Genomic DNA, 21,479 nt, shown 5'->3' on the forward strand with positions numbered 1-21,479 from the left:
TAAATAACTACCCTTTTGCTCTTACTATTATTAATTAGCAAAAACCTTCTTTAGAATATCGCTTGTGCGGGCCATTGGGTCCTTTCGTATTTGTTGTTCTTCAAGGCTTACCTGGTGAAAAATACCAGCCAATGCACGTTCCGTTACATAAGCAGTAAGGTCAGGATTGATCTTTTCGCTGCTAAAACGGTTATAATTGGAGAAAATAGTGTTCCAGTATTTAGTAGCACCTACTTTGGCCAACGAGGCTTCAATAACAGGACGAAACTTTTCTGTGAGTGAAGCGGTGGTTTTATCCTTAAGGTAGTTGGTGGCAGCAAAATCTCCACCTTTTAATATACCCACTCCATCCTGAATGGTCATACCCTTGATAGCATTGATAAATATGGGTGTCACTTCTTTTGCTGCATCTTCAGCAGCCCTGTTCATAGAGAGTATTGCATTATCAACCTGCTTACCCATTCCTATTCCTCTTAACTTGCTTTCTACCTTTTTAGCCTCTTCCGGCATCAATATCTTTATAGCTGCATCTTTAAAAAATCCATCTGTCGCAGATAATTTTTGCGAAGCCTTATTGGTACCAACAGCAAGGGCTTCTTTTAATCCATTAATTATATCGTCATTGCTTAAGCCTGTTTTAGTTCCGGTGTTGAGGACCTTCCCTATTCCAAGTTTCCCGGAAGAGTCTTTTTTAAATAAGCCTTTCAATCCCTGGCTTTGACCAAAGAAAAAGAATACGAGTAGTGAAGAAAGCAATAGTGATTTTTTCATAGAATGGTTTGTATAGTGAAAATAGTCATCTGGAATATAATAATGGGTTAAATAAGGTTTAGACTTTTAATAACGGGTATTTTTTCCTGGTAAATCCACGATTCAACACAAACTGCATTTGGAGATTTTTAAACTATTGTAACTTCCTGTTTTGGGTATATTTTAGTTATTATATTATACAGTATGCAGGTTTCAATTTGGGAAAAGGAAAGTTTTTATGCCCCACAGGATATCATTATTGTGGGTAGTGGTTTTGTGGGGCTTTGGTCGGCTTATTACTTAAAAAAGAGGGACCCGGATCTGAAGGTAACCATTATTGAAAGAGGGCTTATTCCCATGGGGGCCAGTACACGCAATGCCGGATTTGCCTGTTTCGGCAGCTTAAGTGAGTTGGTTCATGATGCTCAAGCTATGGGAACAGAGAATATGCTAGACCTAGTGGAAAAAAGATTTAAAGGGCTGGAGCGTATTCAGAAGGTGTTTGGAAAAAAGGAGATTGGCTTTTCACTTTGCGGAGGGTACGAACTCTATGACAATTCGGAGGGCATAACTCCTGAAGAACTGGAAAATAACATTGCATACATTAACTCCCTGCTTAAACCAATAACAGGAAGTAAAAGAACCTATAACCTTGTTAATGAAAAGATTAATGGTTTTGGTTTTGGAAATACACGCCACCTGGTGGAGAATATTTGGGAAGGATCCCTTCATTCAGGCAAACTATTACAAAGGTTGTTACTATTAGTTCAGTCAATGGGTGTGCAGGTATTTACCGGCATGGAGGTTAGCTGCTTCGAAAAAGTAAATGATCATATGGAAGTTCATGTGCCTCCCATAGGAAAACTTTTTGCCACCCAGTTGCTGCTATGCACCAATGCTTTTACCAAAAATCTATATCCATCGGTGGACATCAAACCTGCACGGGGACAAGTACTTTTAACTACACCAATAGAAGACCTGGATTGGGAAGGAACCTTTCATTCCGATGAAGGTTATTACTACTTCCGAAACCTCGGGAAAAGGGTTTTACTAGGGGGTGCCAGGAATAAAGCTTTCCAGGAAGAGGAAACCACTGAAATGGCTACCACAGGGTTCATCCAGGGTGAATTGGAAAATTACCTTGCTGAAGTGGTGTTGCCTAATCATCGGGGTAAATACGAGGTTGAATACCGATGGGCAGGAATTATGGCAATGGGAAGCGAAAAGGCACCAATAGTAAAAGAATTGGAACCAGGTGTTTTTTGTGCAGTTCGTATGAGTGGCATGGGAGTAGCTTTGGCACCAGAAGTAGGAAAACAGGTAGCCCATATGATGGACCGGTAGTGGGTCTAAGTAACCATAACCCCAATATGATATGGTCAGAGTCTTATGAATTTTTCTCTCAGCTGTCTTTTACCATTATCACCCTGAACCAGGTACATGCCTTGCTTTAAATGAGATACAGGTACTTTTTGAATTCTTGCAGTAATATTGAAAGTAGATAACACAACCCCATTCATATCCGCAATGCGGATGGTTGAGCCAATCCAGCTATCGTCAAGGTTTATGCTAATGTCACCCATAGCCGGGTTGGGGAAGATGGCTGCAGAAGGAATGATTGTTACAGGCGGAGCTTCAGCCATCCATGGCTCATTCAATCCTTTGCTTGAAAGTAAGCCAGCCCTTGGTCCGCCTTCATAAAACATGCTGCGCATCCTTAATTTCTGACCATTGGTAAATAAATTCATACAGGCATCACCGGTATAGTCCATATAATTCATGTACATATCACCCAATGCGCCATTACTACAGGAACTTCTGAAAGTGTTAGGACATCCGGGTGTAAAATTTCCCTGTACTGGGGTATCATCAACCCCATCATCGCCACAATAATAGTCACCCCATATATGTTTCAAGCCTAACCAATGCCCCACTTCGTGAACTGCTGTTCTCCCCATATTGTAAGTACCTGACCTATTGAGGGTTCCAAAAACTGAAGTGGCAATGACAACTCCATCGGTGGCAGCATCGCAACCAGGCACTGAGGAATAACCAATTACTGACTGGATGTTACCAACCCATATGTTCAGGTAATACCTGCTATCCCAGGCATCGTCACCCCCTTCCCTGTTGTATTTGATCTTATCGTCAGTCTTCCAGAAAGGAAGCGAGGTCTTTTTATGAATAATCCCTGTGGTAGGCCTGCCAAAGGGATCGGCAGTAGCCAGTTTAAATTCTATACTTACATCTGCAGCCATTTCTTTAAACCGCTGTGGAGTAAGGCTTGTATCCTGGTTTAATCTTCTAAAGTCACGGTTCAATGCATCAACCTGGCTTTTCACCTGGTCATCTGAAAGGTTTTGAGAACCATCATTATATAATACATGGACTATAACAGGAATAACGATAACAGGGTTTGCAAAATTTCCATCTACACGGAAGTTCATTTTCTGGCGCTGCAGGAATGCTTCTATATTAGAAAGCTTATTTTGTAATTGAGGCTGTGCGCTTCTTAAAACCTCAATATAGGATTGAGTGCCGCAGTTGCGTTGAGCATATATAGAAGTGGAAAGCAATAAACATATACCAAAGACGATCGTCCTCATAGTTCCAGGGTTTACAGCAATGCACAGGCTTATGGAGTACGGAATTTTCCAGGAATGTTGGAACTACAGGAAAAGGAATTGCAAAAGTCATTCCCAGGAATCGGAGGTAAAGGACAGTGTAAAGTTATTGGGGATCTTTAGTAGGATACGTAGAAGGGAATGCCCAAATTTAAATACCAATATCCATATAAACAAAGAATACAAAACTATTTGTTTAACAAAAGTCTTTTGACCCATCCCTTATTTTTGTCAGATGAAGAAACTTAGTTGCGTACTTGCTGCTACCCTTTTCATCATTTTCATTAGTTGCAATAATAATACGGAAGACAGTTCCGGCACCCCGGCAGAAAAACCCATTCCAATAATGAGTTACAGTGTGGTTTCCACCCATGCCCATGATACCAGCTATTTTACAGAAGGCATAGAATTCTATAAAGGCACTTTACTGGAAAGCACTGGCTTGTATGGAAAATCAAAGCTGGTTCAGAAATCTTTCCCTGATCTTAAAATATTAAAAGAAGTAACACTTGACCCCAAACTGTTTGGGGAAGGAATTACTGTTTTACATGATACCTTGTACCAGTTGACCTACCAGGAGCACCGGGTACTGGTGTATTCAGCAAAAGATTTTAAGAAAATAAAGGAACTGCCTTTGAATCCCGAAGGCTGGGGAATGACCAATGATGGTAAGAGCCTGATAGCAAGCGATGGCAGTAGCAACCTTTATTTTTATGAACCACAGACATTTCGATTATTACGCGTGCAGGGAGTAACTGAAAATGGTACGCCTGCAGTGAATATCAATGAACTGGAATATATTAACGGGTTTGTATATGCTAATCAATGGCAATACAATTACATCTTAAAGATAGATCCTTCGAATGGCCAGGTAGTAGCTAAAATGGACCTGACAGAATTGGTTAACAAAGTTAAAAACAGCGATCCCCATGCAGAATTCTTCAATGGCATTGCTTATAACCCCGAAACAAAAAAGGCATATGTAACCGGCAAAAACTGGTCGCAGATGTATGAGATCCAATTCTCCTTTTAATTCTTTGAGATAATATAGATCAGGGAACTGGCTTTTTTCTTATTAACCAATGCTTTAAAATTGGACCGGATTCCATTAATGCCGGCTCCTAACCATGAAGTATTTCCTGTACGGTACTTGCTACTTAATAAGCTTATGTAAAAAGCATCAAACCACATAGGCTTACGGCCTATGATCTTCATGCCGTGCTTTTCTACCAGTACTTCTATGGACCGAGGCGTAAAATGGTACAAATGCCTTGGCACATCATAAGCCGCCCACCTGTTTCCATAAAGATCTGCATCTAAAGAGGTATAATTAGGCACCGCAATGAATATCCTGCCATTTGGGGTCAGCAGCTTTTTTAACTGGGCCACATAGTCCTGCAGGGGCTCAACATGCTCCAGCACATGCCATAGAGTAATGGCATCATAGCTGCCATGAGGCAGTTGGTTTAATTCCGGTGTTGGTTTTAAATCAATGGCAAAGAGATTCCTGGCCTGCTGCCTTGCACCATAGTCTGGCTCTACACCCTCAATATCCCAACCTTTTTGCTTCATTTCATTTAAAAAAGCACCAATACCTGCCCCTATATCTAGTATCCTACCTTTTTGGGTAGTATGGGAAATAACCAATCCGGACTTTTGCCCAAGGGTAAACTTTCTTACAGCCTGGTAAAGTTTGTTCAGCAAACCTTTATTGGTATTGCTATGCGAGATATAGTCCTGTGATTGATAATATGGCCCTATGGAATTCTCATCCGGAACATCCTGGGTGAAACGTAAGGTGCATGACTGACATTGCCAGATTACGAAATCTTCGCCGCTTACAGAATGATCCTTTGCAGTTAATATGGGATGAATATCAGAACTGCCACAAACCGGGCAATGGGTATAATGCAATTTGCTCATAAAAAGAGGCTGCAAAATAGGTAATCGGAAAACAATATTAGTTGATAGTTGCCTGTGACGCCTTCAAAGTAAGACCTGAGGACAGCGGATTAAATCCATTCCTGTATAAGATATAAACTATGGCAAGGATGGTTATAATCAATAATATCCAACCAATTAAAACTGCCAATGATCTTTTCTTACCAGGCTTTGATAAACTATCTGTGACCTGTTGCGATGTCATTTGACGATCGCCCACCAACATATTGTGCTCTACATTTTCCCTGATTACCTTATGTGCGCCTACAGGTCCAAGACCTTCGATAAGCATGGGGTATTGCTCAATAGTTATGTTACCTTCTGTTCCCCGTAAATTAGCTATCCCGTTCCAGGCAAATGGCCCTTTTCTAACCCGGGTACTAAACATCTTACCAAATTGATCCAATTTGGTTTTGATACTTTCTGGATCGGAATCAAAACTGGAGGCAAGGTAATGCACCTGGTGTTCGGGCAGGGCATCATTGTTATGCCAGTTAAGAGAAAATGAGGGCGGCAGTACCAGTTTGTCCACTACATTAAATTCCGCAGGATACTGCACCAACTCAAATGTACCTACATGAGGAATGGATAGCCTGCGGAATTGCAATAAATATTTGGTAAGTAAAGCCAGCACCTTAATTCTTTTGAGCGAACGAAAATACAACTCCGCCAAGGAAATTAAACCCATAAGTTGGATATTGATTCCAGCGTTGGTATTCTTTATTGAATACATTATTGAACTGCGCCCACAATTTTACATTGTTAACCACCTTGAATTCAAGGCCTGCACTTAGGTCCATGGCAGCAGGTAAATCCCTTCTGCCTGTCTTATTCAAAGACCAGGGACCATCAAACGCATATAAATTAGCATTAACATATAGGTCTTTTAATACCTGCACAGTCAACCGTGTGTTCCATTCAAGGGGAAGTAAGCCCCAGGCCTTATCATTTTGCTGTAGCTTATACCTGTTAAAAGCCAGGTTTGATATCACTGAGAACTGCTCTCCTACTGTATAACCTAATTCTCCCGTAAAGTTCACCACTTTCATTTCGGGTTCATTAATCACTTCGAAAGATTTACCACTCAGGGTATCGTTAATATATAGCGGTTGGTTATTGACCTTATTATAACCCACCTTGGCACTATAGCTGAAATGGTCCCCTATCGAGCCTTTCAGGCCAGCATATCTTTCCTCAATCCAAGTATTGCTGGTAGTAGCAGGCGCCCATATATATGGGTTGTAATTGGCCATATATTGAAATCCACTATAACGCATATATCCGAGCCAACCTGCCTGGAAAGATACCCTGTCGTCAGCAGAACTAAATACAGCCATGACATTGGGGAACAGCTTAAAATTCCCATTGTCCCAACTAGGCTTGATACCAGCCTGTATATTGACGTTGGAAGATTTATATAAAATCGAGGGAGAAGCAGTGACAAAATTATTGGTTATGGTACTCTTGCCTTCAGGCTTGTAAGTAGCATGGTTGGCCTCAAGTGCCAGGTCAACTTCGAACTGGGTGCCTATTGTTTTAGTGAGAGGCAGGTTGACATAACTATTGTTTTCTGAATTGCTCAATTGGTCATTGAAAACATCAATCTTCATTTCAGGCGCATAAGAAATACCAAATTCCGTGCGATTGATATTGTGGAAGGCAAGACGTCCTTTCCATGATTGGTATTTTATATTGAGTGAATCTTTAGGGAATTCCAGCGTGGAAGGCTGAAAGCCGTACTTATTATACTTTTCCTGTACTCCACCAAAGCGGGCATTCCATTCAAGGTTCTTTGAAGTTTGAACAAATGCATCCAGGTCAATATTGGTATGCATTACATCCTGGTAAGGTAACTTACCTTTTGAGGAATAGTGCTTGGCATAGGCATTCAATCCTAGTGTTTTACCGTCACCCACTGATAGGCCTGCCTGTATATAGGGTGTGGAAAGACTGCCAAAACCAGCTTTAATATAACTATCGTTATTCCACCTGCCACCTGTATCCACCTGTAGGGCCAACGGCTTAAGACTTCCCGGCTGAAAGGCAAAGGCAAGGTTCTGGTTCGGAATGATATATTGCAACCTTGGCCTTGTAGTATCTGGTACAGGAGGCGTAGGATTGATATTGATCTTAGCAGCCTCTTTTAAAGAGGGCTTGAAAGTGGAGGTTACGCTGACCTCTCTTTTTTTGATGGTAGTATCCTGGGCCATGCCTGCAAATCCTGCCAGTAAAGTAAATACTATAAAGATGGAAGCTTTCATATGCTGCTTACTAAATGCTTTTTCAAAATTTTGTTTGTTAACCATACTGTTTTCCTTAACCCGGTTAATTATTCACTTTACTATTTCTTCCTTCTTCGTCAATCACTTTGTCAAGTTTACCCTGTGCTTCAGATTTTAACTCAGCGTTCAAGGAATTGTCTACCACGCTTTGGAAAGTGGCCTTGGCATTGAAGTAATCTTTTTCCTTAAAATATACATCGCCTAGTAATATATAGGCTTTAGTGACCCACCAGTCATAGGAACCCGATTTATTAATAACTTCAAAAGCAGCCTTTTCAGCATCTTTCATTCTATCCAGGAGGAACCAGCTATTTGCAATCTCATAGCGTGCTTCCGCGGCAAGAGCTGCCTTATTTACAGCCACCACCTGCTTAAAGGAATTTATTGCCACATCATATTGCCCTCCCATTTGTGCGGATTTTCCAATAGCCATATTAGCAAGGGACTTATCATCTGAGCTGCTTCCCTTCTGGCTGATCAGGTCTTTTGCATTAGCAACCGCATCGCTCCATTTTTGCTGCTGGTATTGGCTGCGCAATAATCCACGCATAGCTTCCAGCCTGTTTTCCTGGCTGGAGGTAATTTGTTTTAACTGGGCATAGTAACGCTCCGCCTCTGCATAATTCTTCAATTCGAAGAAATTGATACGGGCAGCCTGCAACACTGCTCTTTCAGCAAATGTATTGGGAGCTCTTTCAGCCACCACCGTATAACTGCTTAAAGCTTTCTGCCAGTCTTTACGTGTATTATAGATCTCGGCCCTGTAGTATTGTGCATTGGTGGAATAGGTACCATCCGAAAAACGTTGGAGGTAAGTATTGAAAGCTTCCAGTGCGGCTGGCATATTTCCATTTTCATACTGCAATTGAGCTGCAGAATAGGTTAAGGAATCTTCTGCTGAAACAGAGATAGGCTTTCCTGCCTGCCTGGCCACATCTGCATATTCAGAAGGTTTGCCCTGTTCTACATAAATAACTTTTAAATTCTCCAATGCATTCTCCGCTTCAGGCGAGTTTGGATAATTGTTGAGCAATTGTTTATACTGCGCGATGGCAGATGCATTATTGTTTAAGTTGTAATAGGCTATACCAGATTTTAAATATGCCTGGGGCTTCATGCTATTGTTCCCCGTAGCATTAATAATAGTGGTAAGGTATGGTATGGCCTCACGGAAACGCTCGTCCGCCAGGTAAGTATTGGCAATCTCCATATTGGCATCATCTACCAGGTTGGATTGTGGGAACTTGCGTATTAGCGTATTTAAAAGGTTGACTTTTTCATTTGAGTTATTAATGCCTGTTATCATTGCTTTCTGGAAAGTTGCATAGTCCTCAGCAGGCCAGGAATAACGAATGACATTATCATACATGTTTCGAGCCTGTGAATAATTTCGGCCCATAAAATAAGTATCAGCGGTCCGGATATATGCATCCTGTGTAATAGGGTCTGAACTGAGAGATACGTTAGTAGCCAGGGGTTCAAAAAAGCTTTTAGCAACAGGGTAATTTTCCTTTCTGTAATAGGCATACCCAAGGTTATATTTCACAGATCGCTCACTGGCCTCGCCTGAAGTTGGCGCTCCGGCATTCAGGTATGCATTATAATAACGTATGGCATCATCAATATTATTACTACGATAGGCCAACTCTCCTTTCCAAAAATTTACAAGAGGCAGAACGGAAGCATTATTAGGGTCTTTCAATGCTCTATCCAATAAAGCATTAGCTTCTGCCAACTGTCCATCATTGATCATTTCAGTAGCACGGCCATATAATATCCTCGGCAGCAAACGTTTTACCGAAGCTGTTGGATATTGAATGCCTTCCAACAGGGTAAGAGCATCTTTGTAATTATTAGTATTGGCTAATGCGCCCACCAGCAACTCGATAGCTTCATCCCTGTATTTAGAATCGGGATAATCATTCAGAAATGTCCGGAGGCTCTTCAATGCCTCATCCTGGTACCCTAATTCATAAGATAACTTGGCATAGTTAAACCTCGATATTTCCCTCTGTTCAGGATTACTATTGTTAGAAGATCCGAATAAGAAAGCATTCCTGGCATTGGTTTTCTGCCCGGTCTTTAAATAAGAGTCTCCTAACAGGTACATGCTATGCTGGCTCAATGAATCTTCCTTACCGCTTAACTGCTTAAATCCTTCTATCGCCTTGTTGTAATCTGCAGCCTGGTAATAAGCATAGGAAAGTTCATAAAGATCTTCCCGACGAACCTTTTTTGAACGGTTGACATAATCTTCCAGGTAAGGCAGGGATTTAGAATATTGTTTCTTTTCGAAATAAGCGTGACCTAATAACTGTTTTAATTCCAGGTCATAATATTGAGTCTTTCCTTGTTTGATCTTATTTTCTGCATAACTGATTGCTTCTTCCTTTTTACCTTGCACATAATAGATCTGGGCAATATAATAAGGCACAATGGCTTCATAGGCAGGCTCGTTTTCAACTATGCGAAAGCTTTGAAGAGCGTCGTTATAATCCCTGTCACGAAAGGCAATGAACCCATAATAGTAATTAGCATCAATATAATTAGGGTCAGATTTTACCTGGCGTATGGTATTTAATAGAGGTTTTGCCTTTGCAAACTGTTGCATGGTAAAATAAGCATACCCTTCATGAAACTTATAATCCGCTACTTCCCTGTTATTAAGATTGGCAATATTGGCATGTTCATAGAGTTGCACCGCATCAGAAAACCTTTTTTGTCTGAAGTAATATTCAGCCAAATGAAAATTCATCATCTGCACTCTCGCATTGTTCTTGGTTACATCTATAAATTGCAGGGCATCCTGCTCCGCCCTACCCTCATTTTGCTTTAATGCACTTACAGTAGCATAATAATTGATCTCCTGGGTTTCAATAGGATCATTTACTACATTGGTTTCCCTCGCAGATTGTTGCAATTCTTTAAAAAGAGGATATGCAAGGCTATATTGTTCTTTTTGAAAATATTCCTTTGCCTCATTAAATGTTTCCTTTGGATTTTTAAAGAAATAAGTCTGCTGCGAATAGGATAATACACAAATAAAGCAGAATGAGAGAGAAGTACAAATTTTCTTCATAGATCGTCCTTTAACCGTTGCGAAGATAACGTTGATTGAATTCCAATTATTTTGGCCATGCCCAAACATCATTCCAAAGAACATCATAAAATTGCATTTGCGCATCCTATTTAACATATCAGAAGGTCTGTTATATTTCAATATGTTTACGTAAACTTGCGGCACAATTCAATTAACCTAATGAGAAAATTATTCAACACCAGTACTTCCGATAATGCTTTTTCCTTTGCCATGCTCGTTCTACGCCTTGGAGTTGGTTTATCAATGATGATCAACCATGGCCTTGATAAACTAATGCATTTTGCACAAAAAGCACCCAGGTTCGCTGATCCTTTCCATATAGGTTCCACTACATCTCTTTCCTTAGTAGTGTTTGCTGAGTTCTTTTGTTCTGCATTTATAATTCTTGGTTTATTCACCCGACTGGCCTGCATACCGCTTATTATTGCTATGTCAGTGGCCTTGTTCATTGCAAATAAAGGTGCCTTCTTTGGTGTGGGTGAAGCTGCAGGTTTATTTCTTGCCTGCTTTATTACCTTGTTGTTCACAGGTCCCGGGAAAGTAAGCTTAGACAGGTTTATTGGTAAATAACCAGTAGCTGGATTACCATATTATGTTCATATTACTATGAAGGTAACCAGTACTTTTATTTGGAATTGGACCTATGTATCAGGGTAATATACAAAGCTGGCAAATGGTTGATTGCCGCAATTATGATTGAGTAAGATTTATTTGTTACACCCTATGCCAGTCTGCCTTCCAGATTTTTATCTCTTTTTTTATGGCGTCATTACTTAACCCGTGCTCTAAAGCTCGGTCTGCCAATGCCGGCATTTCTTCATCGCTGGCAAAACGCAGGGCAATGACCTGGCCTAAGGAAAGTCTCGTGTCAAGGCGTTTACCTGTCAGTAAGAAGTAACGCAACCCTTGTTCTGCCCTGATGGCCCTATCCTGGGCTTTTAGTGCAAAGACACGGCTATGGATATACAAACTCAATAAAATAAAAGATATCAATACAATTAACCAGGCGGAATATAAATTCTCCCTGCTGCTATAAATTACATTTCTTATCGAACCTATCAAAAGAGCCAAAATAGACAGAAGTGTGAGAATGTGATAGGTAAAAAGGAACTGCCTGTGATTCTTATAGTTTTGTTCTTTCATAAAACCGGGGTCTTTGTTTGCTCCAAAATACAAAGTAATAGCAATAATCTAATGCCCGGAGGCACAGGCGGGTTGCTGGATTTATTTTAATTCATCCAGCACTTTGTACATCTTTTGAACAATTGCCGAAGCAGAACCATTATAATTATTGACTAAAAAAGAAAAGATATAATCTTTACCATCAGCTGAATGCTGGTAACCGCAAAATCCTTTAACGGCATTTATTGTTCCGCTTTTCATTTTCATTTTATTGTATTCAGGAAGTGCATCATAAAAGCCGGAAAACCAATTTTGCTTTTTTGCATATTGCAACACTGTCACCTGTGCATGCGTGGTAACCCGGTTAAGAGGTGACAGTCCTGAACCATCAACTATATTTAATTCAGTGATCTCAATACCTTTTTCCTTCCAGAAGTTCCTTAGGATATCTACGCCTATTTCAGTGTCACCAAAGCCTTCCTTTTTTAGAGCCAGCGTTTCGATAAGTGCCTCTCCATATAGATTGATGCTTTTTTTAAAGAACCAATAGATAATAGAATCAAGGGATGGAGAACGGAAGGTCAGTAATTCATGTTCAGCACTTACATCCTTTAATGAATAGTCTTCACTGCCATTATATAATTTAGTTCCTCCTTTAATAGAAATATTCGCTTTTCGCAGAGTGGATTCGATTTCTTCAGCAAAAGACAATGCAGGATAAGGTAATGAACCTGAGATAGTAAAGTTTTTATCCTGTTGGGGTATAGTTCCTGTAGTGAATCCAAATTGACTATACGGTGCCAGGTAGATATATCCATTGTCACCACTACCCTTTTTACCGGTTTTAATGCCATTGTGCAACTGGAAAGATGATGTGCCATTTCCTTTTGTAATGATGCGGGTGGTATCACCAGGTTTATTCCCTGGCTTCAAAACCAGGTCATACTGGTTCTCATTCCAGTTGATGGCCCTGCTGCCTGCACCGTAATAATTACCTATGTCATCCCATATCCAGCCTCCCGGGGTGGGCTGAAAGGAAAATGAAGACTCATCCAGGTAAATGGTGCCCTGCACCTGTTTGATATTTAAAGAACGAAGCTTAGAAACTATGGTATTAAGTATGGCTTCCCTTTTTGTATCCTGGTAACGCCAACTGCCAAATGTAGGATCTCCACTGCCTTTGATGAAAAGGTCACCTTTCAATACATTTCCTTCGAATTTTCCATTTGTAGTCACTATAGTATTAAATCTAAAATCACTTCCCAGTAATTCATAGCAAGCAGCACCGGTTATGATTTTTTGCGTAGATGCAGGAGCCAACCCGATACCGGCATTCTTTTCAAAAACAATCTTACCGGTTTTCTCTTCGATAACATAAAGAGAGGCAATGGCATGTCTTAATTGGGAGTCGTTTTCAAAAGACCTGAAAGCTTTTTCAATATTCCCTGAAACAGATTGACCGAAGGACGGTAAATATGATAATAAAAGACTGAAAAGAAGTAGTTTTTTCATGGCTTCGTACATTGCGCTAAAATTAAGAGATTCACTGATGAAAGAAGTTAATGCTTGTATAATAACTATCGGAGATGAATTGTTGATAGGTCAAACCATTGATACCAACAGTGCATTTATTGCGCAGGAGTTGAATAAGATTGGCATTTGGGTAAAAAGAAGAGTGGCTATCGGGGATAATAAAGAAGAAATTCTAAATACGCTAACTGAAGCAAGTAAAGAAAATGAGGTGATTATCATAACCGGAGGACTTGGTCCTACTGCCGATGATATTACCAAGCCTACCCTATGCGAGTATTTTCATTCAAAGATCACCATTGATGAAGGTGCCCTTCAAAACGTGAAAGACATTTTCTCTAAATTGAATAAGCCATTGACTGGTAGAAACCTGAAGCAGGCAGAAGTACCGGACAATTGCACGGTATTACCAAATCTTCGGGGTACAGCACCAGGAATGTGGTTTGAAAAGGATAACGTATTCTATGTGTCTTTACCCGGAGTTCCAAACGAAATGAAAGGATTGATGCAAAATAGTGTAGCTCCCAAATTGAAAGATTCACTGGAGTTACCGGCAGTTGTACACCGCACTTTGCTGACATCCGGAATTGGCGAATCAACCATAGCAGACGTACTGGAAGATTTTGAAAGGGATTTGCCAGGTCATATTAAACTGGCTTACCTCCCATCTTATGGAATGGTTCGTTTACGACTTACAGGAAGGGGAAGCGATAAGGAAATGGTAGACCAGGAAGTATCCGTCCAATTTGAAAAAATGAAGCCCCTGGTAGCAGAATGGATGGTTGCTGATTCTGACATTAGTCTTCAACAAGCTGTAAGTAACCTTTTAAAGAAATTGGGCAAAACGGTGGCAACTGCTGAAAGTTGTACTGGCGGATATATAGCGCACCTAATTACCTCAAAAGCTGGTTCCTCTGCAATTTTTAATGGAAGTATCGTTTCGTATTCTAATAAAGTAAAAGAAAATGTATTAGGGGTAAAGGAGGAAACGATCAGGAATTTTGGAGCAGTTAGCGAGCAAACCGTGAAAGAAATGGTTCAGGGCGTATTAAGTTGTATTGACAGCGATTATGCGCTTGCTACATCCGGAATCATGGGACCTGATGGAGGTTCTGTAGAAAAGCCTGTAGGCATGGTTTGGATAGCTGTAGGGAATAAAAACAATGTAAAGGCAGCTCAATATAAATTCAGGTACGATCGCACCAGGAATATTGAAATGACAGCGCAGGCAGCATTAACCATGTTGCGGGGCTTTATCTTAGAACAGGAGACCTTGAAGGATTAATGCGGCATTCCTTATTTTTGGCGCAAATTCCATGGACGGAATGCTAATGATTGCTGTATTTTCTTAATAGGTGCTCTGAAAAAGGCATCCTGTGTGAAAGTCATGCTGGTTGCATTGTGGCCTGGAAGGTTAAAACGAAACTTTAAATTATTATATGGCTACTGTAGACCTGGTAATGCCTAAGATGGGCGAAAGCATAATGGAAGCGACCATTTTAAAATGGCTTAAGAACCCCGGAGATGCTGTCAAAATGGATGAAACTGTTTTGGAAATTGCAACAGATAAAGTGGATAGTGAGGTGCCTTCTACAGCAGAAGGTGTTCTTTCTGAAATTCTATTTAATGTAAATGATGTCGTTCCAATAGGTACTGTCATTGCTCGAATAAAAACAGGAGCAGGAGAATCAGTGGCAACTTCTCCCTCTACACCTGCACCAACTGTCCAGGAGCCATCTTATACATCACATAGTATCCAGGAAGATAATGCTCCAAAGCCACAGGTAAGTTCAGCATCCTATTCTACTGTAAATAGCAGTAATGAAACTGGCTCAAATGGTAACAAATTCTATTCTCCCCTGGTTTTGAATATTGCTGCGCAGGAAGGTGTTAGCATGGTAGAACTTGAAAATATTCGTGGTACCGGCAATGAGGGAAGGGTAACAAAACGAGACATACTTCAATATGTAAACGAAAGAAGAAGTGGAAAAGCCCCAGCCAATACTGGCGCTTCACCTCAACCCCAGCAAACATCATCTCCCCGTGAGCAACAAATGATGATTCCGGTGAATAAAGTTGAGTCCTCTGCCCCTACTACCTATAGCGGCAATGTGGAGATCATTGAAATGGACCGGATGCGCAGATTGATAGCCGACCATATGGTGCGCAGTAAACACACCAGCCCCCATGTAACATCATTTACTGAAGCAGACGTGACCAACCTGGTATTGTGGCGGGAAAAGGTGAAGAAAGAATTTGAAAAGCGGGAGGGAACAAAGATCACTTTTACTCCTTTGTTCATTGAAGCCATTGTTCGCTGTATCAGGAAGTTTCCATTGATCAACAGTTCCCTGGATGGAAATAATATTGTTGTCAAAAAAGATATAAACATTGGCATGGCTACAGCCCTGCCCACAGGAAATCTTATTGTGCCTGTGATCAGGAATGCCGACCAGCTAAATATGGTAGGCCTGGCCAAAAAAGTCAATAGCCTGGCCGACGCTGCACGTAATAATAAATTAAAACCGGAAGACATTGCAGACGGAACATTTACCCTTACCAATGTAGGAACGTTTGGAAGCCTTATGGGAACACCGATCATTAACCAGCCACAAGTTGCCATATTAGCTGTTGGTGCTATCAAAAAACGCCCGGTTGTGATAGAAACACCTCATGGCGATAGTATAGCCATCCGGCACATGATGTATTTATCTATGAGTTATGACCACCGGATAGTAGATGGCAGCCTTGGGGCCACATTCCTTACCGCTGTAGCCAATGAGCTTCAGAATTTTGATATCAACAGGGAGTATTAAAACAGTAATAATAGATAGGGAGAACCATTATGCTATTTGTGTATTGGTTCTCCCTATTCTTTTAAGCTTATAAAAAGTACAGCCATCCGCAAAGAATTATCAAACTCCTCATTTACCAAAATGTTTTTTGTCAAAGCTGTAATGCCGGCCCCTTCTTTTTACTACAAATAGATCTCCATATTCATTGTCAGCAAGATCCCCTGGGATAACCTTTGACCCTATAAGCGTATTGACAATATTATTTACTGTATTGGAATGGCCAACTATCAATATATTTTCCTTCCTGTTCCTTAATAGCTTTACCAGGCTGGTATCAAGGGGTTCATAGATTTGAATAGAAAGATTTAATGCTTTTGCCAAAGGCTGTGCAGTTGACCTGGTGCGTAAAAAATTTGTAGAATAAATGGAACGAATATGCTTATGCATCAATTGATCTTTCAAGGCTTCTGCCCTTTCCTTTCCCTCCTCAGACAAAGGAACGTCACTTCCCATGGAGGTGGTTGTTTCCTTTTCGGCATGACGCACAACAAAATAACTGGCTGACTTACAGGAATGAAGGAGTAATAATACCAATAATAGCCTGGCAATACGCATATTCATATTATTAACACATTAAAGATAAACAGGTCTATGATTTGAATAGTCTATTTAGTAAATTAGGTAATCAAATCTTTAAACTATGAAGCAATTGTCTGAAACATGGTTTGCCGAAGGATATATAGATTTTGAGTTAAAGAAGTATACCTTATTGGCTTACCTGCAAGAGATCAATAAGTATTTCAATCAGAATAAGCTCTATCCGCAATTGGCAGATCTCATCTTTCATTACAACAATATTGTTGCCTTTAGAGAAAATAAGAAATACCTGCAGGAACACTTCCCAAAGAAATTAACAGGCATTCAAATAGAAAAACTTCAATTATTATATGAACAAATGATTGCGGATGATGAACTCATGCAACAACTGGAAGAGATCATCAATTATTCAGCTAATGAAATGAAGACTACCATTAGTAGCGGAACTGAACTGTATGAATTTGTAGAAGAAAAGCTGACCATTACACCTGTGGGCCTTGTACCTCTTGATAACCAGGAAGGCTATTTCTTTTTAAGTGCAGGGTATGTCAAAGCTACCCGGGTTTATCATTACCGGTTGTCCATATTTGAAAAACATGATGAAAAGTTCAGGAGCATCCGTACCTCTTACCTTGATGAAATGCGCCGCAGTCTTGTTAACACTTATGAAAACCTGAAGTATGACCTCATTAAAAACCGGACTGATTTGCCCAATCCGGCTGTTTATTGTATTGAAACCGAGCTCCAGTTCCCGGTAGAAGAGACCTTGTTACCCATAGCCAAAAGGAGCCTCGTGAAATACCTTTCACCTTCTGTTGGATAAATTATTGACTAAGGATTAAAGAAAGCAATTCACACATTAAAAAACACCATATTCAAGACCCCATTCTTTGCCTTTTTTTACAGCCGGCACTCCATCGGTTATCCATTTAGGAGCTGGCTGACCTTTCAATAGCCAATCAAAATACTGTTGTTCCCGAACCTGAATATCCTTCCGGTTCTTGCGTTCAACAAGGTTATGCGCCTCCCCGTTATAATTCAGCAGCCACACTTTTTTACCTAATCGCCTCATGGCTGTAAAAAATTCTATTCCCTGGTACCATGGCACTGCACCGTCGGCATCGTTAGCCATTATAACCAATGGTGTAGTTACCTTCTTCAAATGGAAAAATGGCGAGTTCTCCATATAAAGATCAGGTCTTTCCCATGGGGTTGAGCCGATGCGGCTTTGGCCTTTTTCATATTGCGACTGCCTGTTGTTGCCACTCTCCCAACGTATGCCTCCATAGGCGCTAAACATATTTACCACAGGTGCTCCTGCCCATGCAGCTTTAAATAAATTAGTTGCTGTGATCAGGTAAGCCACCTGGTAACCTCCCCAGCTTTGTCCTTGTATAGCCATGTTCTTCCCATCCACCCACTTTCGGTTAGCTAAAGATTTAGCAGCACTAACTATATAATTATAGGCATCCTTTCCCGGATGGCCTTTTGTATAATAAATATCCGGCGCCAAAACCAGGTAGCCGCGGCTTACAAAAAAAGGAATATTTAGGCGGCTGGGTGTAGGTGCAGGAGCGGAATAATTGTATAATCCATCACTCAATTTTTCATAGAAGTAAAAGATTACAGGATATTTTTTGGAAGCATCAAAATCTTCTGGCTTGTATAAAATTCCTGTTCCCTGTTTTCCATCGAAGGCCTTCCATTTGTACAATTCCGTAGTTCCCCAATTATAATTTGCCTGCTGGGTATTTAAGGCTGTTATTTTAATACTATTATCAATATCTAAAGGCAAGGATAAATTGCTATGCTCATTATTACCATTAATAAGAAATAAATTAGGGGATTGTATGAAATTCTCCCTCGTATATAAGATGGTTTGTCCGTTTTTTGCCTTGGTTAGTGCATTGAAATTATATTCCCCAAATCCCAGCGTATGTAAATTTAGTTTATTGTCAAGGGTACTATATGCATAACCTGTTTGCTTTGTTACCTGATTCTGCACTTTAAAAAATACCGGCTGGTAACTGGTGAAAAACTTCTCATCTTCGTCTAGCCGTATATACCGATAAGTGTTCTTAAGCCTGCGCCCTGATGCAGTTAAATTAACAGGTTGCGATATACCAGCAGGATCAACTTTCCACACATCATATCGGTCATAAATGTACACTGCCGAATCCCCTTTGTGCCAACCCATCAAGCCATAAGGACCGGGATCATCCGGGACATCATTTTCTTCGTTATATAAAGGCACCGGGATGTTAGAAGTAATATTTTTCAAACCTTTCCCGTTCCATGAAAAATAATGCTTCTCTTTAGCATCATATAAGAGTATATATTTCCCTGTAGAGGAAGGATAAATACCACCATCATGATTTTTTTTGACCAATGTGGTATGCCCCGTAAGCACATCCATGGAATAAACATCGCTTTTGCCATTGCCCAACCATTGTGTTTCCACTCTCCTGCCTGTATCGGTGATGGCAACAAACATATTCCCGTCTCCTTCATTGGTTGGGATTATAGTTGGTAATCCTTCATTTGCCAGTTGTCTTATTTTTTGCGAAGAGAAATCATACACTGCAAGGAAGCTTTTTTTCAAATCAGACGGCAACCGTAATAATTGTTGTGTTTGCAAATAGTCATCCTTATAGTTCCAGATATCAAGTTTGACCAGGTCAATATCAACCAAACTTGTGTCTTTTGGTTTTGGTAAGGGAATGGTTCCAAAAAATAACCGCTTGCCGGTTTTACTGAAGCTAACCTGTCCATTCTCACTTACAGTCATACCGAGTTGCATACCTGGCGTGTTCTTATCCAATAATAAATTTGCACTATCACCCCCAGCCTGGTATAAGTATACACCATAAAATTTCTGCAGTGCATTGGTAGTAGTGTCCCTTTCGCCTACAAAAGCTATTTTATCTCCTGCTTCAGTTAAGGCAAAGTTTCTAAAATCATTTCCACCTTTAATAATAGTATCAGGTTTCCCCTGTAAAAGATCATAAACAACGACTCCATTCACAGAAGCAGAATCCCTGGAATTCTTTGTAATCCTCATCAATAGTTTCTGCCCATATGCATTAAAGAAATATTCACTGACGTTTCTGAATACCTTATCTTTTTTATTGTTTGGGCTATATAGAATAAGGTCAGTTCCCTCTAATGCTCCAGCCACTGAAGCAGGGTCTTCTTCCGCATCTATATTGTCGACTGTACCAGCCTTTATATTTTTAATTTCTGTCACCAGCAGCAACAAAGAATCAATGGTCTTTTTTAAACTATCAACCGTTTTCTGAGTGGGAGCTGTGCCTGGCTTGCCTGGATCCTTTTCCTTTTGAATGGCAATCCATCCACCTGCCTTTTGAGGTGTCTTAAATGACCTGATGCGAGCCCATTTCTTTATTTCCTTATTGCCTAACTCTAATACCCCAACCGAATCTTTGGGCATATCATCTGCCTTTTTCTTTTTAATTTTTGCTTCCCTGGTTTCCTTGTACGCTGGTTTTATTTTGAATACAACAAACCGGTTGTCTTCTGATATCACAGCTCCATACCCTCTTGGTACAACGATTTTTTGAGATGTATCCTGAGAAGGAAGAATATACAAACAAGCATCACCCTCCTGTGGCGTTATAGAATATACTATCCACTTGCCATCATTTGAGATCATCCGTTCGCCTATGCTTTGCCATCCATCGTATACTGAATGATCAAGCGGAGGCTTTTGGGAGAAAGCGTAAAAAGAACTAAGAATACAACACAGGAAAACCGGTAGCTTCATAAAGATTTATATAGGCATTAAAAATAAGCATAGCCCTTTAATTTGATGATGATTTTAGTCGTGTATACCGTAATAAATGAATCATATGAAAGGCCACTGCCAATGCTATCAGTCCAAAACCCACATAAAACCATTTACTGAGCTTTTCATTCTCATGGTAAATCACAAAGGCGAGCAAAATACCATACACGGGTTCAAGGGTAAGCGTGAGGTTCATGGTAAAAGCTGATATTTTTTTCAGGGAACGTATATACAGGAAAAAGGTCATTATGGTACAAACCCAACTCAGTAAGACCAGCCACAACCAATCCATTGCAACTGGTATATGATGCTGTTCCGGGAAGAAATACTGGTATGCAGGCAGTAACAGGCTTAAACCTGCAAATCCTCCTGTAAGTTGGTAAAGCGTGATCTGGTCTGGGGCATATTGGTCAACAATTTTTTTATTTAATACAGAAACCAATACAGTAAGTAATGCGGACAACAAGCCTATGATGATACCAACAGAGAACTGTACATGGGTATTATAGATTATGACAATACCCGCAATGGCAAATAATCCCAGGAATATCTCAATTGTATCAAATCTTTTGCGCAGCAGCAAAGGCTCAATAACTGATGCCAACAAGGCAGATGTTGATAAAGTAGTTAGGGCAATAGTAATATTGGCATATTTGATACTACCATAAAAACATACCCAGTGCAATGCCTGGATGAATCCAATACAACTAATAAGAAAGATCGACCTGGAGGGCAGTTTCTTTATCTTATTCATAAAGAAATATAATACCCATAGCGAAACAGTAGTGATCAGTAGCCTATACCAGACCAACCATGTCTGGTCAAGTGTTATTACCCTTCCCAGCACACCAGTAAAACCCCATAAAAAAACCGCAGTATGTAACTGCAGCAAAGCCTTTCGCATGATCAAAGAAACATAAAATCCACTATAAG

17 protein-coding genes are annotated in these 21,479 nt (G+C 40.3%); 6 read left to right on the plus strand and 11 right to left on the minus strand.

Going from position 1 to position 21,479, the window contains the following annotated elements; translation table 11 throughout:
* Positions 1-30: 30 nt before the first annotated feature.
* On the minus strand, positions 31-771 hold the full coding sequence (locus tag BUA53_RS10900; RefSeq protein WP_072835407.1) for a DUF4197 domain-containing protein: 741 nt from the start codon (positions 769-771) through the stop codon (positions 31-33).
* Between the two features lie 183 nt (positions 772-954).
* Between BUA53_RS10900 and BUA53_RS10905 the strand changes: the two genes are divergently transcribed.
* A complete protein-coding gene (locus BUA53_RS10905; protein WP_072835408.1) occupies positions 955-2,094 on the plus strand; it encodes an NAD(P)/FAD-dependent oxidoreductase in 1,140 nt (379 codons plus the stop codon).
* 35 nt (positions 2,095-2,129) lie between these two features.
* Here BUA53_RS10905 and BUA53_RS10910 read toward each other — a convergent pair whose 3' ends face one another.
* Entirely contained in the window at positions 2,130-3,356 is a 1,227-nt protein-coding gene (locus tag BUA53_RS10910; protein WP_072835409.1) for a M43 family zinc metalloprotease, read from the minus strand.
* Positions 3,357-3,609: 253 nt separating this feature from the next.
* On the opposite strand from BUA53_RS10910, the gene BUA53_RS10915 reads away from it, so the two are divergent.
* Positions 3,610-4,407, plus strand: coding sequence for a glutaminyl-peptide cyclotransferase (locus tag BUA53_RS10915; protein WP_072835410.1), 798 nt, complete (start codon positions 3,610-3,612; stop codon positions 4,405-4,407).
* On the opposite strand, the gene BUA53_RS10920 is transcribed toward BUA53_RS10915, so the two are convergent.
* The 4 genes from BUA53_RS10920 to BUA53_RS10935 are packed head-to-tail and all read right to left on the minus strand — an operon-like array spanning position 4,404 to position 10,676.
* Positions 4,404-5,297, minus strand: a complete 894-nt coding sequence (locus BUA53_RS10920) for a class I SAM-dependent methyltransferase (RefSeq protein ID WP_072835411.1) — start codon at positions 5,295-5,297, stop codon at positions 4,404-4,406. The two genes, BUA53_RS10915 and BUA53_RS10920, sit on opposite strands and share 4 nt — an antisense overlap.
* A 37-nt stretch (positions 5,298-5,334) precedes the next feature.
* The gene (locus tag BUA53_RS10925; RefSeq protein WP_139256412.1) at positions 5,335-6,003 is read right to left on the minus strand and encodes a hypothetical protein; all 669 of its coding nucleotides are present in this window, start codon (positions 6,001-6,003) and stop codon (positions 5,335-5,337) included.
* Entirely contained in the window at positions 5,951-7,621 is a 1,671-nt protein-coding gene (locus BUA53_RS10930; protein WP_072835413.1) for a TonB-dependent receptor, read from the minus strand. The genes BUA53_RS10925 and BUA53_RS10930 overlap by 53 nt, the downstream gene beginning before the upstream one ends.
* 19 nt (positions 7,622-7,640) lie before the next feature.
* A complete protein-coding gene (locus BUA53_RS10935) occupies positions 7,641-10,676 on the minus strand; it encodes a tetratricopeptide repeat protein (RefSeq protein ID WP_072835459.1) in 3,036 nt (1,011 codons plus the stop codon).
* Positions 10,677-10,856: 180 nt separating this feature from the next.
* Here BUA53_RS10935 and BUA53_RS10940 point away from each other — a divergent pair, with 180 nt between their 5' ends.
* The gene (locus tag BUA53_RS10940; protein WP_072835414.1) at positions 10,857-11,267 is read left to right on the plus strand and encodes a DoxX family protein; all 411 of its coding nucleotides are present in this window, start codon (positions 10,857-10,859) and stop codon (positions 11,265-11,267) included.
* Between the two features lie 144 nt (positions 11,268-11,411).
* Here BUA53_RS10940 and BUA53_RS10945 read toward each other — a convergent pair whose 3' ends face one another.
* A complete protein-coding gene (locus BUA53_RS10945; protein WP_072835415.1) occupies positions 11,412-11,840 on the minus strand; it encodes a DUF6526 family protein in 429 nt (142 codons plus the stop codon).
* 81 nt (positions 11,841-11,921) lie between these two features.
* Positions 11,922-13,331, minus strand: a complete 1,410-nt coding sequence (dacB, locus tag BUA53_RS10950; RefSeq protein ID WP_072835460.1) for a D-alanyl-D-alanine carboxypeptidase/D-alanyl-D-alanine endopeptidase — start codon at positions 13,329-13,331, stop codon at positions 11,922-11,924.
* Between dacB and BUA53_RS10955 the strand changes: the two genes are divergently transcribed.
* On the plus strand, positions 13,330-14,634 hold the full coding sequence (locus tag BUA53_RS10955; RefSeq protein ID WP_245793089.1) for a competence/damage-inducible protein A: 1,305 nt from the start codon (positions 13,330-13,332) through the stop codon (positions 14,632-14,634). The genes dacB and BUA53_RS10955 overlap by 2 nt on opposite strands.
* A gap of 154 nt (positions 14,635-14,788) precedes the next feature.
* Positions 14,789-16,165: a dihydrolipoamide acetyltransferase family protein gene (locus BUA53_RS10960; protein WP_072835416.1), complete on the plus strand. Its 1,377-nt coding sequence runs from the start codon at positions 14,789-14,791 to the stop codon at positions 16,163-16,165.
* A 108-nt stretch (positions 16,166-16,273) separates the two neighbouring features.
* Here the strand turns inward: BUA53_RS10960 and BUA53_RS10965 are convergent, their stop codons facing one another.
* Positions 16,274-16,759 (minus strand): SixA phosphatase family protein, encoded by a 486-nt coding sequence (locus tag BUA53_RS10965; RefSeq protein WP_072835462.1) that lies wholly within the window; start codon positions 16,757-16,759, stop codon positions 16,274-16,276.
* Positions 16,760-16,844: 85 nt separating this feature from the next.
* On the opposite strand from BUA53_RS10965, the gene BUA53_RS10970 reads away from it, so the two are divergent.
* Positions 16,845-17,564 (plus strand): hypothetical protein, encoded by a 720-nt coding sequence (locus tag BUA53_RS10970; RefSeq protein ID WP_072835417.1) that lies wholly within the window; start codon positions 16,845-16,847, stop codon positions 17,562-17,564.
* Positions 17,565-17,600: 36 nt separating this feature from the next.
* On the opposite strand, the gene BUA53_RS10975 is transcribed toward BUA53_RS10970, so the two are convergent.
* Positions 17,601-20,525 carry an alpha/beta hydrolase family protein gene (locus BUA53_RS10975; RefSeq protein ID WP_072835418.1) on the minus strand — a complete coding sequence of 975 codons (2,925 nt, stop codon included), beginning with the start codon at positions 20,523-20,525 and terminating at the stop codon, positions 17,601-17,603.
* A gap of 37 nt (positions 20,526-20,562) precedes the next feature.
* Positions 20,563-21,450 carry a DMT family transporter gene (locus BUA53_RS10980; protein WP_072835419.1) on the minus strand — a complete coding sequence of 296 codons (888 nt, stop codon included), beginning with the start codon at positions 21,448-21,450 and terminating at the stop codon, positions 20,563-20,565.
* Between the last annotated feature and the right edge of the window lie 29 nt (positions 21,451-21,479).

Origin of the sequence: Flavisolibacter ginsengisoli DSM 18119 (genome assembly GCF_900129295.1) — a bacterium.
GTDB lineage: Bacteria > Bacteroidota > Bacteroidia > Chitinophagales > Chitinophagaceae > Flavisolibacter > Flavisolibacter ginsengisoli.